Below are 13,615 nucleotides of genomic sequence, written 5' to 3'. Positions count from 1 at the left end.
AGGTGCTCACTCCCACTCGGGAGATGGCTCTGAAGATTTCGGATGAGGTGGCAGCGCAGTTTTTCGAGGATTATTCGGGTATCACCTATCTCTGTGAGGCCGAGGTCCTGCACGCGCACAAGTTCTGACCGCATCAGGCATCTTCCTAAAGGAAAGGTGTAATCTGCGACCAATGGTCGCAGCAAATTTAAATATAAACGTAAAAAATCGTTCAAGGCGAAAGCATAGATGTCTGTCTTCTGCTCGACATCAATGTCAGGTTTGAGCGACCCCGTCTCTCTCCTTGAGACACTCTCCCTTCACAAGTGAATTTCTGCGAGATATTCCGTAGCGGCAGGCAAGTAAGTGCCCGCCACCGCCATACACATTCGATCAGCAAGGAACGTACACAATGAACCAACTTGACTCAACTAAACTAAGGAGAAAAAACTCATGAAGTATTCTATAAAAGACGAGATTGATCAAGGCTGGTCAGTCCAAATTTACGGGCGCGATCGGCGTTTACTTTGTTCGTTATACCCGTCTCACGGTTGGACATTTTTAGCCGGATTTGTGGTTGGGTTATTACTCGCTTTGATCATAGCCGGATATCAATCTACTCAGGCATCTTCCCTCACTTCCCCTTCCAGCAACTCTACCAGTCCTAATCCCCATGAACCCCTTTTACAAGTCGATTGAGGTTACTGAGCACTTTGAGGAGGATTGGCGCAACTTTTGTAGCTGCTTACTCTGGTTGGGTTTCCCAACGACAGAGAGAGGAGAGTTGGATTAAGTTGAAACAATAATTAAAGTCAATTCAGACCTCCTCTGCTATTCTGAAAAAACAATACCGATCCCTAAAATAATTACACTCTCCTGCTACAATAAGCTCTGTCCCGGATTTGTACGATCATTCATGACTGCCATCGACGCTGCACCCTTCTCCCCAGACGAAATTGCCTCAGAAAGCATTAAGCCCGAAGAATACGAGGAAATCGTTAAAAGACTAGGCAGACATCCGAATCAAGCGGAATTGGGGATGTTTGGTGTCATGTGGTCGGAACATTGTTGCTATAAAAATTCGCGTCCGCTGTTAAAGCAATTTCCCACCAGCAGCGATCGCGTTCTCGTAGGACCCGGCGAAAATGCTGGAGTGATTGACTTGGGCGACGGTTTACGTCTCGCCTTCAAAATTGAATCCCATAATCATCCATCTGCCGTGGAACCCTTTCAGGGGGCAGCCACTGGCGTCGGTGGGATCCTTCGAGATATCTTCACCATGGGCGCGCGTCCCATTGCCATTCTCAACTCGCTACGCTTTGGCAAGCTAGACAATCCTCGCACTCGCCGCATTTTTACCGGCGTTGTGGAAGGGATTAGTCATTATGGGAACTCTGTTGGTGTTCCCACGGTTGGCGGTGAAGTATATTTTGATAGCGCTTATGCGGGTAATCCCCTGGTGAATGCCATGGCACTGGGATTAATGGAAACCCCAGACATTGTCAAGGCTGGAGCGTCTGGCATTGGCAATCCCGTTCTGTATGTCGGTTCCACCACCGGACGCGATGGGATGGGAGGCGCCAGTTTTGCCAGTGCAGAACTAAACGAAGATTCTGCGGATGATCGCCCGGCGGTACAAGTGGGGGATCCCTTTCTGGAAAAATCCCTAATTGAAGCCTGTTTAGAAGCCTTTAAAACCGGTGCTGTTGTCGCAGCACAAGATATGGGGGCAGCCGGGTTAACCTGTTCCACCTCAGAAATGGCAGAAAAAGGCGGCGTGGGCATTGAACTCAATTTAGACTGGATTCCCCACCGAGAAACCGGGATGACCGCTTACGAATATCTCCTCTCTGAATCCCAAGAACGGATGTTATTCGTTGCGGAAAAAGGACGGGAACAAGAACTGATTGATATTTTCCAGAAGTGGGAACTGCACGCGGTTGTGGCAGGCGAAGTGATTAGCGATCCGATTGTGCGCATCCTCCAGGAAGGGAAAGTGGCTGCGGAAATTCCCGCTGCGGCTTTAGCGGAAAATACACCACTCTACGAACGAGAAATTCTCTCGGAACCACCTGAATATACCCAAACCGCTTGGCAATGGACCAGTGTGTCTTTGCCCCCTTGTAATGAAGAGGGGATTAACGGTCAAACCTGGTCAGAGATTCTCTTAACTCTCCTTGCCACTCCCTCCATTGCCTCTAAAGCTTGGGTATATCGCCAATATGATCAGCAAGTACAAAACAATACGATTTTACTCCCTGGTGGGGCTGATGCCGCCGTAATTCGCGTACGTCCTCAAACCGAATCAGTGGAAACTTACAAAGGGGTTGCCGCAACCACAGACTGTAATGGACGCTATGTTTATCTTGACCCTTATGGGGGGGCACAATTAGCAGTAGCAGAAGCAGCACGGAATTTAAGTTGTGTGGGCGCAGAACCGGTGGCGATTACCGATAACTTGAATTTTGGCAGTCCGGAAAAACCTATTGGCTATTGGCAACTGGCAAAAGCGTGTGAGGGAATTGCCGAAGCCTGTCGGCAATTAAACACCCCAGTTACTGGCGGTAATGTCTCTCTCTACAATGAAACGTTTGATAACCAAGGCAATCCACAACCGATTTATCCCACACCAGTGATTGGCATGGTGGGGGTTGTCGCAGATGTGCGCCAGGTGTGTGGACAAGGCTGGCGTCAAGCCGGCGATCGCGTTTATCTTTTAGGTGGAGAAACCGTAACCTTAGGCGGTTCGGAATACCTTGCGACCATTCATGAAACTGTTGCTGGGAAACCGCCTCAGCTTGATTTTGACTTAGAAAAACAAGTGCAATTGGCTTGCCGCGAGGGCATTAAACAAGGCTTGATTCACTCGGCCCATGATTGTGCTGAAGGTGGAATTGCCGTTGCCTTAGCGGAAGCTTGTCTTGCCGGTAATTTAGGGGTGACGGTTACCCTTTCTCCCCATGCAAATCAACGTTGGGATGAGTGTTTATTTGGGGAGGGGGCAAGTCGAATTTTGGTTGCTGTGCCTCCTGAGACACAAGAACAATGGGAAGCCTTTTTACAACAACACTTAGGAGAGTTTTGGCAACAAATTGGGGTGGTACAAGGAGAAGAATTAAAGATTAATTCCCATTTCATTCTTCCTTTAGCAGCGATGAGAGAGCCATTTGAGGGCGCGATCGCGTCTTCCGTTAAGTAACCTTTTCGGTTAAAAGTTCACTCGCGATAAGTGGAGTTTTTCTATTTTCTTTCTAGCTTTCTCGTAATTTTTCGACCGCTTCTTCTTTCTAGCTAATCTCTTTTGCAGCAATTTAAGCTCGCTTTCGAGATCCTTGAAAAACTTGGGTCTGGGTAAACGAAACCCATCGGAAGTTACTAAATAGTCAAGAAGTCTAATATCGGCTCCTACTGCTCTCCCCCAAAAGCCAATTGGTGGAACATCATTCCCCAGGTTGATTGAGAAGATTAAGCAAAAAAAGGGGAACTCCTTACCATTAGCTGGGCTGGTAAAAATTGATTTTTTATTCAAGTCAGGCTATAGTGAAAACTTAAGGAGGTCAAGATACAGTGAATCAACAATTTGGTCAACTGATTCGTCAAGCGCGAAAATACCAAGGATACAGTCAAAGAGAATTAGCAAAGCTCCTCGAATTAGACTTTACTTATCTATCTAAATTGGAAAATAACCGGGCAGACTATCCTCCCAAAGAAGACGTCATTCGTGCTTTAGCCCGCCATTTAGCCTTAGACGAAGAAAAGCTGATCTTCTTAGCCGGTCGAATTCCCCAGCAAGATGAATCGCTGCTGCGGGAACATTATGAAAATATGCCCACCCTTTTCCGCCGGATGCGGGAAAATCCCCAATTTGCCAAACAGGTCTTTCAAGCGGCGATGCAAACTGAAACTCACGAGTAAGGACCTTGTTGAAACTAGTAAAGCCATTTTGCTATCTTTATAAATCCCAAATTGCTCATACAGCTTAAGCAAAGCCTATACCAAATGAATATTAGGAGTCGGGAAACATTACCCATTCCGGAAAAATTCGCCTTGGCAAAAGAATTTATAACTCAATCATTATACATAGAATTTAATATTTTCTTGGCTTGCTAGAACAGCGATGAGGGAATGATTTTGTCATAGAGAACCAGATTTGTTACCCAACTTCAACAAGTTTATTAATAAAGATTTAAGATTTCTGACGTTTTACGCTCAATCTGGGTAAGTTCCCCTATGGTAGTGGGTAGTTTCTCGATAAGGAAACCGAACACTAGAAAGGTTAACTTCTGAGATGATGATGAAACGACTCTCTAATTTATTAAGTTCTTTCGTTGTAACCGTGGTGATTAGTTTTGCGCTTCCCGTAATGCTGGTTTTAGGGTTATTAACGATCGCGCTCGGAATTAGCTACTTTCCGGGCTTAGAAAGCGTTGGCGAAGTGACTCTGAACCAACTCTTGGCATTTTTAAGTATCTTTGGCGCTGGCTCGGTTTGGGGAGGTGTCATTGTAATTGGGTTAACCTTAGCCCTCGTTGCAGGATGGTTCGATATTTATACTTTGTATCGTTTTTACCAGTTTAAACAACTCGATTCCGAGCCCTCAAAAGGGGTTGCTCGCTAAAGAGAGGTTGAAAGGAAAATCGAAACCGACAAATTGCTCGCTTAAGAGGAATGCACTCGTTTTTCCGCTTCTTCTGGCGTGAGGCCTTCCCATTGCATGAGGAGGGCTATTTTAACGCGATTGCCGCTTTTTTCTAGTAAGAGAGCCGCTTCCTCCCGCGAGAGGGGGGTCAAGTCTTGGAGAATCCGCAAGGCGCGATCGCGCAATTTTTCATTGGTCACTGCGACATCTACCATGCGATTGCCATAGACTTTTCCCAGTTTCACCATGGCCCCCGTCGAGAGAATATTCAGTGCCATTTTCGTGGCGGTTCCCGCTTTCAAGCGGGTGGAACCGGCTAAGACTTCTGGACCGACTAATAAGCGAATGTCAACCGCAACTTGCACAGGTACTTCTTTAGCAGAGACACAAGCCAGAAAAATCGTTTTTGCCCCTCGCTGCTGGGCAGCCTGCAAAGCACCGTGAACATAGGGCGTTGTCCCACCCGCAGTAATCCCAACCACAACATCTTGAGCATTCACTTCATGTTGCGCGATCGCGCTTTCGCCATCAACAGCACGATCTTCCAAGTCTTCGGAACTCTTAACGAGCGCCTGTTCTCCGCCAGCTATAATCCCTTGCACCCACTCCGGTGGCGTGCAGAACGTGGGCGGACATTCGGCGGCATCTAAAACCCCGAGACGCCCACTAGTTCCTGCCCCAACATAAAATAATCGTCCTCCTGCTTTTAGCGCCTCACTGACCAAATCAATGGCTTGTGCCAGTTGATGACGGGCTTGATCAATAGCAGTGAGGGTTTGTGCATCTTCCCGATTAAATAGTTCAACGATTTCAACGCTCGAGAGTTGGTCGAGATTGCCACTATTGGGATTATTCTGTTCCGTTAAGAGATGACCGCGAGAGGAAGCCATAAGTTTGATTTACAATAAATTTTCAAGACGACGACGGACCTCATCTAAATTATCACTGCTTGCGGATTCAGAGGCATTCGTTTTCTCTTCTAAATTCCAATCCATTTGCTCCACCGTATTGTCAGGGGGCGTAATCAGTTCTCCTTGCGGAATGTGTCGGGCTTCATACCCCGCATCAGCGCAGAAGGCTTCAATTTCATCAGCATCAATTTCTTCTACCCTGGGTTCAGGAAAGTCTTGCGCTTCTAGCATGAGGGCAAAGCGAGTCGCATCGTCTTCCGACTCAAACATTAATACAATATCGCGATCGCCCATCTTTAAGGAGTGAATGCCTTGGTTTTCACTACCGGTATTGAATAACAGTACATAGACACGCATAATGCGAATAAGATTCCTTAACGATTGTCACACCAAATTTTTGCTATTTTCCCAGTTTAACGACTACTGAAGTTAATTATTCCGAAACCACTAATGACAGAACCAACTTCTTCTTCACATGCAGTTACATTTAGAAATGCTTTATTGGGGGCACTCATTGCCGGCGGCTTGAGCATTCCCCTCTATCGTCTAACGCAAGCGATTATTGCGCGTTATGCCGAACAACCGCTTCCTGATACGAATCAAACCGCCGCTACGATTGCCGTTGCTGTCCGCACCTTAGTGATGGGGGTTGGGGTATTAGCCACTGCCGTCTTTATTTTAGTTGCTGTGGGCTTATTCTTACTAGCCATACAGACTGGCATCAAGTGGTTGAGAGAAGAAAAATCCTCTTAGTTATCATCCGCACTGGTCTGTTCAGAATTAACCGTTAATTCTTCTTGCCAGCGTTCAATTTTGTTTTTAGCGGTTTGGTAAAGATTGCTTTGGGAGGGAATCTGTTGAGCAATGCGAATGGCGCTCGCTAAATTATCTTCACTCGCTCGTTGCAGTGCCATTTCGTAAATTTGCTCACTCCAGCGATTAAGGAGTCGTTCGGCTTGGTAACGATACGTTTCAGAATTAAAGGCTTGCGTAACATTTTTAATCGCTCGTGTTAACGCATCCACAGTTTCTGCTTCAGCAATTTGACTGGCTTCCCGCAGATTTTCTCGTGCTGCGAGATCATTGCGCCAGCTACGGATATTCATTTGGGCTTCTTGATAAAGGGTACGGTTCGAGTTAATCTGTTGCGCGGTTAGAATCGCTTCTTCTAACTCTCCTTGCTTTGCCAGTTCCGTTGCTTCATCAAGAATGGGTTGATCTTCAATCCGTTCGATTTTGTCGCGCCAATCTTCTATTCTGCCTTGGGCGTCTTGATAGAGAACCCGATTGGGAGCAATTTTTTCGGCTGTTACAACCGCGCGTTCTAGGCTTCCTTGATTCGCCAATCGAATCGCGCGATCAAGAATGGGTTGATCTTCAATCCGTTCAATTTTGTCGCGCCAAGTGGCAATTTTATCTTGGGCTTCTTCATAAAGAGCACGGTTCGGGCTAATATTTCGAGCCACGGCAATGGCAGATTCATAAGCACTAATGTTTCGGTCACGAGCAATTTCGGTAGCGCGATTCAGGATCGGTCGATCTTCAATGGTTTGCACTTTTCGATTCCACTCATTGATCAATACTTGTGCTTCTTGATAGCGAGGGTTGCCTCTGGGCACTTCATCAGCTTTGTCTATTCCTGCCCGTAAATCGGCGGTTGTCCCCCCACTGGCGTAACCTTTGGCAAGATTCAAAATTTCTACATCATCTATTTCTTTTTCCCAGCGGGCAATCAATTGTTGTGCTTCTTCGTGAAGGGGACGTTTTTCAACGATTGTTTCAGCTTGGGCAATTGCCTGTCTCAAGCCGCCAATGCTACCAGATTCGGCTTCTAAACCCGCTAGGGCAATTTGTCTTAAATCCGTTACTTCTTCCTCTAAATCAAACTCAGAATCAAAGCTTTCTGGAATGGCTTGGGTAATCTCTAAAACAGTCTTCCAACGACGTTGATTGAGATTGTTGTATGCCTCTCTCATTAAGGTTTCTCCGACTGTTGTAATCAGCTTTTGCGCACCATCGTAGGAGTAACTGTCGGCGTCAATGGTCTGTGCTTTTTCGAGGGCTGTTAGTAAATTTTTGAGTCCTCCTTGATCAAGGATCTCCCAAGCTTCTTGCAGAACTGCCCCTTCAATTTTGGCTTGTTGAATGGTTGCTACTAATTCCGTGTAACGACGATTCGCTAAATATTCATTATCGAGATCAACGAGTCTTCCCGCTTCTTCAAAGGCTAAATTCCATTCTGCTTGCTTTAACCGCTCTTCTACATCTTTTTCAATGGCTTCTCCTTTTTCCCAAATTTTTTGCCACCGTTGCACTTTTTCCTCAATTACCTCTTTGGCAGCAACTCCAGAAGGAATATCATTCGTAATTGCCATTGCTGCTTCTAAATTTCCGGCTTGAAACTGTCTTTCTCCTAAAACTAAAATTTCCTCTGACCAGAGTTTAATGTTTTTATCGATTTCTGCACGTAGGGGATGGTTTTCGGGAAGTTGAGAGACTAACGCGATCGCGTCAATTAAATTTTCTGCATCGCCTTCTTTGGCTTCCACTTGTGCGCAGTATAAGCGTCTAGCACCAGAGGCTAATGGCCAATAGATCGATTTGCACCCTTTGGGCGTATTTAAGCTCAGTAAGGCAGAAGTAGCGGCATAGCCAGTTACGCCAAACGTCACCATCACGATGATTGCCCAAAACGGCCAACCGAAAAATCGTAAGATTCTTTTGCTAAGCGGGGGAGACCAAGAGGCTTCGCTGGCATTTGCTGTTTTTTCTGAGGAGGGAAGAGAATGATTTGCCATAACAACAAAATTTTCTAGGCTAGTTCACCAATGATTGCTAAAAAAAGCGGAGAAAAGTTAAGGTTACCTTTCAGACTAACACGAGAAGTACGGCTGTTCCTCTCTTTTTTAGGAGAGAGGAGTTTGCTTAGGCTGTTGACGGAAATTCCAGAGGATTAAACTCCCCAAAAAGATCGCTAAAATTATTCCTGTAATAAAAATGGGTAACTGCTCTTGGTGCCGAAGCGCGATCGCGATCAATGCCCAAATAAAAACGCCAGTAAAGGCAACATCTCGGTTGAAGAAATTAATCAGCAGTGCAATGGCACCCGCAATGACCATCATCATTACTGTCCAAATCTCTGCAGGAATTCCCCACCCTTCCCAACCAGCAGCAGTAAGAGCAACTGCGCCATTAACCACGGTTGCCACACTAATCCAAGCTACATAAATACTAATTGGAATTTGAACAAACCAACGGTCTCGCCAGGGCAGTTTTTGTTCCTGACCATTGAGGTGAGAATAGACCCGAAGTAAGGGCAATAAAATCAGTAACATGACTAAAAATGACCCGGTAAAAAAGCGCAATTGAAAGACAAATATCCAAATAATTTGTGCCACACTCGCTGTAACCAGCCAATAACTAATGCCCTGTAAAATCGTTTTTTTTCGTTGACTGGGTAGCGCTTGATAAATCGCAAAACTAAACAATCCTAAATAAATCACTCCCCAAATTGCAAACGCATAACGAGCTGGTGTGATTAAAACATCTGCAAATAATTGATTAGAAATTTCCCCTAAAGTTAAGCCCCCAATGGGTTTAACATTTGCAAAAATATTGACACCAAACGCCGTAAAAATCGCGATCGCGTTTGACACTTGGCGCACCACATCTGGATTGAGCTTCATAACCTGACCTGCAATAGGATTTTCTGATTTTTAGTTTATAGCACTGAGCTATAATCCATGAGTCATATCATTTCGGCACGAAACACCATCACCGCTTGACCGCTGAGAGCAACGCGATCGCTGCCATCGTAGGCAACCTTAACGACACCGCCCCGGGGAGAGGCTTGATAGGCCAAAAGGGTATCCTGCTGGAGGCGACGACACCAATAGGGACCCGACACACAGTGAGCGGCGCCGGTAACGGGATCTTCAAGAATGCCCAAACCAGGAGCGAAAAAACGAGAAACAATGTCGAAACGAGAGTCTGGCTTAGCAATACTGGTAATGATTGCGTTCGGTCGTTCCAGGTTAGCTAATATCCCTAAATCAGGTTGCATTTGCTTAACTCGATCCTGAGTCAACTTCTACCAAATATCCGAGATCAGTTGACAATTTAACTGAGGAAGAAACAGGAGAGTTAGAGGAACTCCTTAAAGAGTCACCTTGCTTGAGGATTGCTTATGAACTAAAAGAAGAACTCAGAGAGATTTATCTTGCCCAGTACAACGGTGAAAATGGGATTGAGAAAGTTAAAAAATGGCTAAGTTCTGCTCAGATTATTTTGGGAAAAGTCGCGAGAAGATTGAACGTCATCTTAACAGAATTGCTAATTACAGAGCCCCAGTTGTTTAATGGACTCTGCTAGGGCTTTAAAGAACTTTATGAGCCTTTAATTTTGAATCTAGTGTAGAAAAGTTAAGCTTTTTGGGCTTGTTTAACTCCCTAATTTTTCTCCATCGACGGTGACCGAAAATCATTTTAAAAATAGAGTCATCAACATTTTCGGAGCCTAGTTTAATGGATAATCTTAATATTGCACTTGATGAAACAAATACAACACCGATTCTTTTAAACGAATTGGGTGACTCTCTCAATGTCTTCGGAAAACTCATAACTAACGATACGCCATCGGTCATAACTCAGGGCAATTTGAACCGCATTTTTATTAATCGCGAAGGAAGAATTAATAGCACTGATACTGACGACAACCTTGATGGAAACGATACAGCAATTCAAGTTGAAGGAACCAATACAATTATCGATAATCAAGGCACGATTCACGGCGATTTTAATGGCATTAATGTGGCCAATGGTGGTGAAGCCTCGGCTATCATTTTTAACCATGGCGTAATTACGAGTGATAGCCGCCCTGTTAATATTGGCGGTAATGAAGTGACACTGATCAATCTCGGTCACATTTTTTCCACGGCCGATCCTCGCAATGGAACCGTTTATGGAGACGTGACCGCTAACACCTTTTTCATTGAAAACCGTTCTGAAGGCATTATTGATGTTGGCAAAGGGAATAATGGCGATGCGATTTCCTTAGAACTGGGTGCAGAAGTCAGTGGGGTAGTGATTAACCAAGGCGTTGTGCAAGGTCGCGGCTTACCTGATGGTGCGCCAGATAACCAAGCCAACCAAGCGGCTGCAGTTCGCCTCTACTGGGTAGAGGCTTCAGAAGCAGAAACATCTATTTTCAATGGCAATATTGAAAATTCTGGTGTTTTGGCAGCAGAAAAGGGAGCAACTGTATTAATAGAAAATCGGACTGAACTCAATGGCAGTATTATTAATACCGGCACAATTCAAGGCGGTCTAACGGAAAATGGACCCCTCGCGATCACGGCAGCTGAAGCAGAAGGTAGCATTAGTGTGGTTAATGGCGGCACGATTAATGGCGATGTTGTTTTAAGTGCAGGGAATGATGACTACGATGGTTCTCAAGGAACACTCAACGGGATTGTTTTTGGTAAGGAAGGGAATGACTTGCTAGTTGGGGGTGATGGGAAAGACATCTTTTCCGGAGGGTTGGGTAACGATTTCCTAGCCGATGGGAATGGGGATGATCTCGTTAAAGGAAATGAGGGCAATGATTTCTTCTTTAATTTAGAGAGTCGTGGTAACGATATCTTACTCGGTGGTGCTGGTAATGATTTCTTCCGCGCGGGTAATGGCAACAACCTTATAGATGGCGGTGCTGGCAACGATTTACTGATTGGTAATACTGGAAAAGATCTCATCATTGGTGGATCGGGCATTAATATTTCCTTTGGTGGCGGGGGAAAAGATGACTTTTTCCTTGCCTCCGGTGGTATTCAAGATATCCAAGATTTTACCGCTGGCGAAGATTTCTTCTTGTTAGAAGAAGGCTTAACCTTTGATGATCTAGACATTTTACCTGCTTTATTTGGTTCGTCAATTAACATTGCCCAAACAGGAGAACAGATTGCTGCTGTACTATTCGTTTCCCCGGATCAGATTGGTGCAGAAGATTTCAAACTTAGTAGTGAAACGACTTTAAATCCTGTCAATCCGCCAACGGAAACTGAAACCCAATTTAATAACCCATCTCAAGGAACACCAGAAAGCGATTTCTTATTAGGAAGCGAGGGGCAAGATTTCCTCAGTGGTAATGAGGGTGATGATTCGCTTCTCGATCCGGCGGGACAGGACTTTCTTAACGGAGATGCCGGTGATGACTTCATTGATGGTGGTCTCGATGAGGATGTAATTAATGGTGGCGTTGGCAATGATGTCCTTTCAGGAAATGACTTTCTCAATGGCGATGCCGGTGATGATGTTATTCAAGCCGGATCAGATAATGATTTTATCAATGGCGGTGAAGGCAATGACCGGATTTTTGGCAACGGTGGCATGGATTTTATTAGTGGTGATGCCGATGATGATATCCTTTCTGGGGGTGACAATGCTGATTTAATTCTCGGGGGTCAAGGAGAAGATCGGATTTTTGGTGATGGCGGAACAGATGCCCTCAATGGCGGTGAGGGCAACGATTTTCTCTTTGGATGGAGGGGAAGACTTTGACGAACTCAAGGGGGCACAAGGCAATGATACGTTAGTGGGAACCACTTTATCTGCTACCGATATTGATGCACTCATCGGTGGTGCTGGAGAAGATCAGTTTGTTTTAGGGAATGACAAGGGTGTTTTGTACAGTAATGCGGGAGAGGAAGATTACGCTTGGCTGGTTGACTTCGATCCGTTGAAAGACATCCTACAACTGAAGGGTAGTGCTTCTGATTACACGGTGAATGACATCGAAATTAATAGTATCTCTGGGCTTGGCATCTTTGATGGGGAAGAAGATTTAATCGCCATTACTGCTAATACCGAGTTAGACTTAACCGCAGATTACGTCAACTATGTGTGAACTACCCGCGCAGTTGGGGGTGTTGAGGCATTCGTTTCTTACTGATCTTCTCAACCAACTTGTTTTAGAGAAAATACCGTTTGGTTGTAACTGATATAACTTACTGCCTATTTTGAATGACAGAAGCTGTTTTTCTTAGAAGCGGGAGATATATTTCATCAGTGGGAAGTCATCGTTGATAACCTTTTCTTAACCTAGAAAATGAAGCAAAGAAAAAGAGGAGGTCGATCAGAGTGATGCGTAACTTAACACTCGGCACCCTTAGCGCTTTACTAATGACTGTTGGCGTTGTTCCAGCAGCACAAGCTGAAACCATCAATTCGGAATCGGAAGCAGAACAAGCCTATACCCAGAATCAACGCAATGTTCGGAGTACGGCAGCGTTTGATTTAGTTTCTGCTGCCTATCGAGGTAGATTGGAATCAGAAGGAGTTCCTAGTTACTATCGGCTTCAACAAGCTTATGAAACCAGTCAGATTGATGCTGAAGATTTAGTCAATCGGGCGATCGCTGCTGGCGAATTATCCCCTGCTGCAGCCGAAGATGAAGGCTATATTGAAATGGTTAGAGTTCATCTATCCGATTTAACTGACAAAGACAACCATTAACGCTTAGTCTTAGCTAGTTGTCGAATACTCCTCAGATTGGGGAGTATTTTGGATTAGGTTGGTTTCATCGTTTAGGATTGAACCTTATTCAATAATTGGGGATGATCAAAGTTTTTGTTGGGTTCAAGGTCTCCCAGAATAAGTTTTGCAATACGATCGCGCTCAGAGGGCGAAAGTTGTTTCACTTACTCAATTACTGATTCTAATAATTCTGACATTTTCCTATCCCAATATGTTTAAGCCCTATATTAATTTTACAAAGGCGCGATCGCTTCTAGCACCGAATCGAAAAGCGCGATCGCGCTCCTTCCCTCTCATTCAAACAAACAGGAATCGCGCCTTCCTCCAGCGATCACGCCTCTGTCCACTGCACTGCTTTGTTAGTCATTATTCCCTCACCACAACGATCGCGCTTTTCAGTTCTGCGATCGCGATTTGTCTGGACAACTTCTGTATGACTAATACCAATTTGCTAAATACCTGCTACAGATAGTGCTTCCAAAATAAATTGCCAACCCGTTACCGAAGCAATCACTTCAGTTGTTAAGCTGTTCAACATTTCTCTGAGTTTTTCTCTC

13 protein-coding genes and 3 pseudogenes are annotated in these 13,615 nt (G+C 45.0%); 10 read left to right on the top strand and 6 right to left on the bottom strand.

Features of this window, described 5'->3' with window-relative positions:
• Nucleotides 1–391: 391 nt before the first annotated feature.
• Nucleotides 392–678 (top strand): annotated as a pseudogene (locus tag GVY04_08910) (hypothetical protein).
• A 217-nt stretch (nucleotides 679–895) separates the two neighbouring features.
• Nucleotides 896–3,178 (top strand): phosphoribosylformylglycinamidine synthase subunit PurL, encoded by a 2,283-nt coding sequence (purL, locus tag GVY04_08905; protein NBD16250.1) that lies wholly within the window; start codon nucleotides 896–898, stop codon nucleotides 3,176–3,178.
• A gap of 9 nt (nucleotides 3,179–3,187) precedes the next feature.
• On the opposite strand, the gene GVY04_08900 is transcribed toward purL, so the two are convergent.
• A complete protein-coding gene (locus GVY04_08900) occupies nucleotides 3,188–3,508 on the bottom strand; it encodes a transposase (protein ID NBD16249.1) in 321 nt (106 codons plus the stop codon).
• Nucleotides 3,509–3,546: 38 nt separating this feature from the next.
• On the opposite strand from GVY04_08900, the gene GVY04_08895 reads away from it, so the two are divergent.
• Both GVY04_08895 and GVY04_08890 read left to right on the top strand, forming a co-directional pair.
• Complete coding sequence (locus GVY04_08895) at nucleotides 3,547–3,894, top strand: helix-turn-helix domain-containing protein (protein ID NBD16248.1); 348 nt, start codon at nucleotides 3,547–3,549, stop codon at nucleotides 3,892–3,894.
• A gap of 379 nt (nucleotides 3,895–4,273) precedes the next feature.
• Nucleotides 4,274–4,597: a hypothetical protein gene (locus tag GVY04_08890; protein ID NBD16247.1), complete on the top strand. Its 324-nt coding sequence runs from the start codon at nucleotides 4,274–4,276 to the stop codon at nucleotides 4,595–4,597.
• A 41-nt stretch (nucleotides 4,598–4,638) separates the two neighbouring features.
• Here the strand turns inward: GVY04_08890 and murQ are convergent, their stop codons facing one another.
• Both murQ and GVY04_08880 read right to left on the bottom strand, forming a co-directional pair.
• On the bottom strand, nucleotides 4,639–5,508 hold the full coding sequence (murQ, locus tag GVY04_08885; GenBank protein ID NBD16246.1) for an N-acetylmuramic acid 6-phosphate etherase: 870 nt from the start codon (nucleotides 5,506–5,508) through the stop codon (nucleotides 4,639–4,641).
• Nucleotides 5,509–5,517: 9 nt separating this feature from the next.
• Complete coding sequence (locus tag GVY04_08880; protein ID NBD16245.1) at nucleotides 5,518–5,886, bottom strand: DUF3110 domain-containing protein; 369 nt, start codon at nucleotides 5,884–5,886, stop codon at nucleotides 5,518–5,520.
• A 93-nt stretch (nucleotides 5,887–5,979) separates the two neighbouring features.
• On the opposite strand from GVY04_08880, the gene GVY04_08875 reads away from it, so the two are divergent.
• Nucleotides 5,980–6,282, top strand: coding sequence for a DUF3082 domain-containing protein (locus GVY04_08875; protein ID NBD16244.1), 303 nt, complete (start codon nucleotides 5,980–5,982; stop codon nucleotides 6,280–6,282).
• Nucleotides 6,283–6,356: 74 nt separating this feature from the next.
• Here GVY04_08875 and GVY04_08870 read toward each other — a convergent pair.
• The 3 genes and pseudogenes from GVY04_08870 to GVY04_08860 all read right to left on the bottom strand — a co-directional run bounded on the left by GVY04_08870 (nucleotide 6,357) and on the right by GVY04_08860 (nucleotide 9,592).
• Nucleotides 6,357–8,327: pseudogene (locus GVY04_08870) on the bottom strand (hypothetical protein).
• Nucleotides 8,328–8,435: 108 nt separating this feature from the next.
• Nucleotides 8,436–9,215, bottom strand: a complete 780-nt coding sequence (locus tag GVY04_08865; protein ID NBD16243.1) for a tryptophan-rich sensory protein — start codon at nucleotides 9,213–9,215, stop codon at nucleotides 8,436–8,438.
• Between the two features lie 62 nt (nucleotides 9,216–9,277).
• Nucleotides 9,278–9,592: a hypothetical protein gene (locus GVY04_08860; GenBank protein ID NBD16242.1), complete on the bottom strand. Its 315-nt coding sequence runs from the start codon at nucleotides 9,590–9,592 to the stop codon at nucleotides 9,278–9,280.
• A gap of 44 nt (nucleotides 9,593–9,636) precedes the next feature.
• On the opposite strand from GVY04_08860, the pseudogene GVY04_08855 reads away from it, so the two are divergent.
• From GVY04_08855 to GVY04_08835, 5 genes and pseudogenes are all read left to right on the top strand, one after another.
• Nucleotides 9,637–9,900, top strand: a pseudogene (locus tag GVY04_08855) (hypothetical protein).
• Nucleotides 9,901–10,052: 152 nt separating this feature from the next.
• Nucleotides 10,053–12,083, top strand: coding sequence for a hypothetical protein (locus GVY04_08850; GenBank protein ID NBD16241.1), 2,031 nt, complete (start codon nucleotides 10,053–10,055; stop codon nucleotides 12,081–12,083).
• Complete coding sequence (locus GVY04_08845) at nucleotides 12,013–12,429, top strand: hypothetical protein (GenBank protein ID NBD16240.1); 417 nt, start codon at nucleotides 12,013–12,015, stop codon at nucleotides 12,427–12,429. The genes GVY04_08850 and GVY04_08845 overlap by 71 nt, the downstream gene beginning before the upstream one ends.
• 236 nt (nucleotides 12,430–12,665) lie before the next feature.
• Nucleotides 12,666–13,037 carry a hypothetical protein gene (locus tag GVY04_08840; protein ID NBD16239.1) on the top strand — a complete coding sequence of 124 codons (372 nt, stop codon included), beginning with the start codon at nucleotides 12,666–12,668 and terminating at the stop codon, nucleotides 13,035–13,037.
• Nucleotides 13,038–13,269: 232 nt separating this feature from the next.
• Entirely contained in the window at nucleotides 13,270–13,530 is a 261-nt protein-coding gene (locus tag GVY04_08835; GenBank protein NBD16238.1) for a hypothetical protein, read from the top strand.
• Nucleotides 13,531–13,615: the final 85 nt, after the last annotated feature.

The organism is Cyanobacteria bacterium GSL.Bin1 (genome assembly GCA_009909085.1).
Classification (GTDB): Bacteria; Cyanobacteriota; Cyanobacteriia; order Cyanobacteriales; family Rubidibacteraceae; genus Halothece.
The sequence above is the reverse complement of the archived record's forward strand: the minus strand, read 5'-3'. Positions and strand labels throughout refer to the sequence as shown.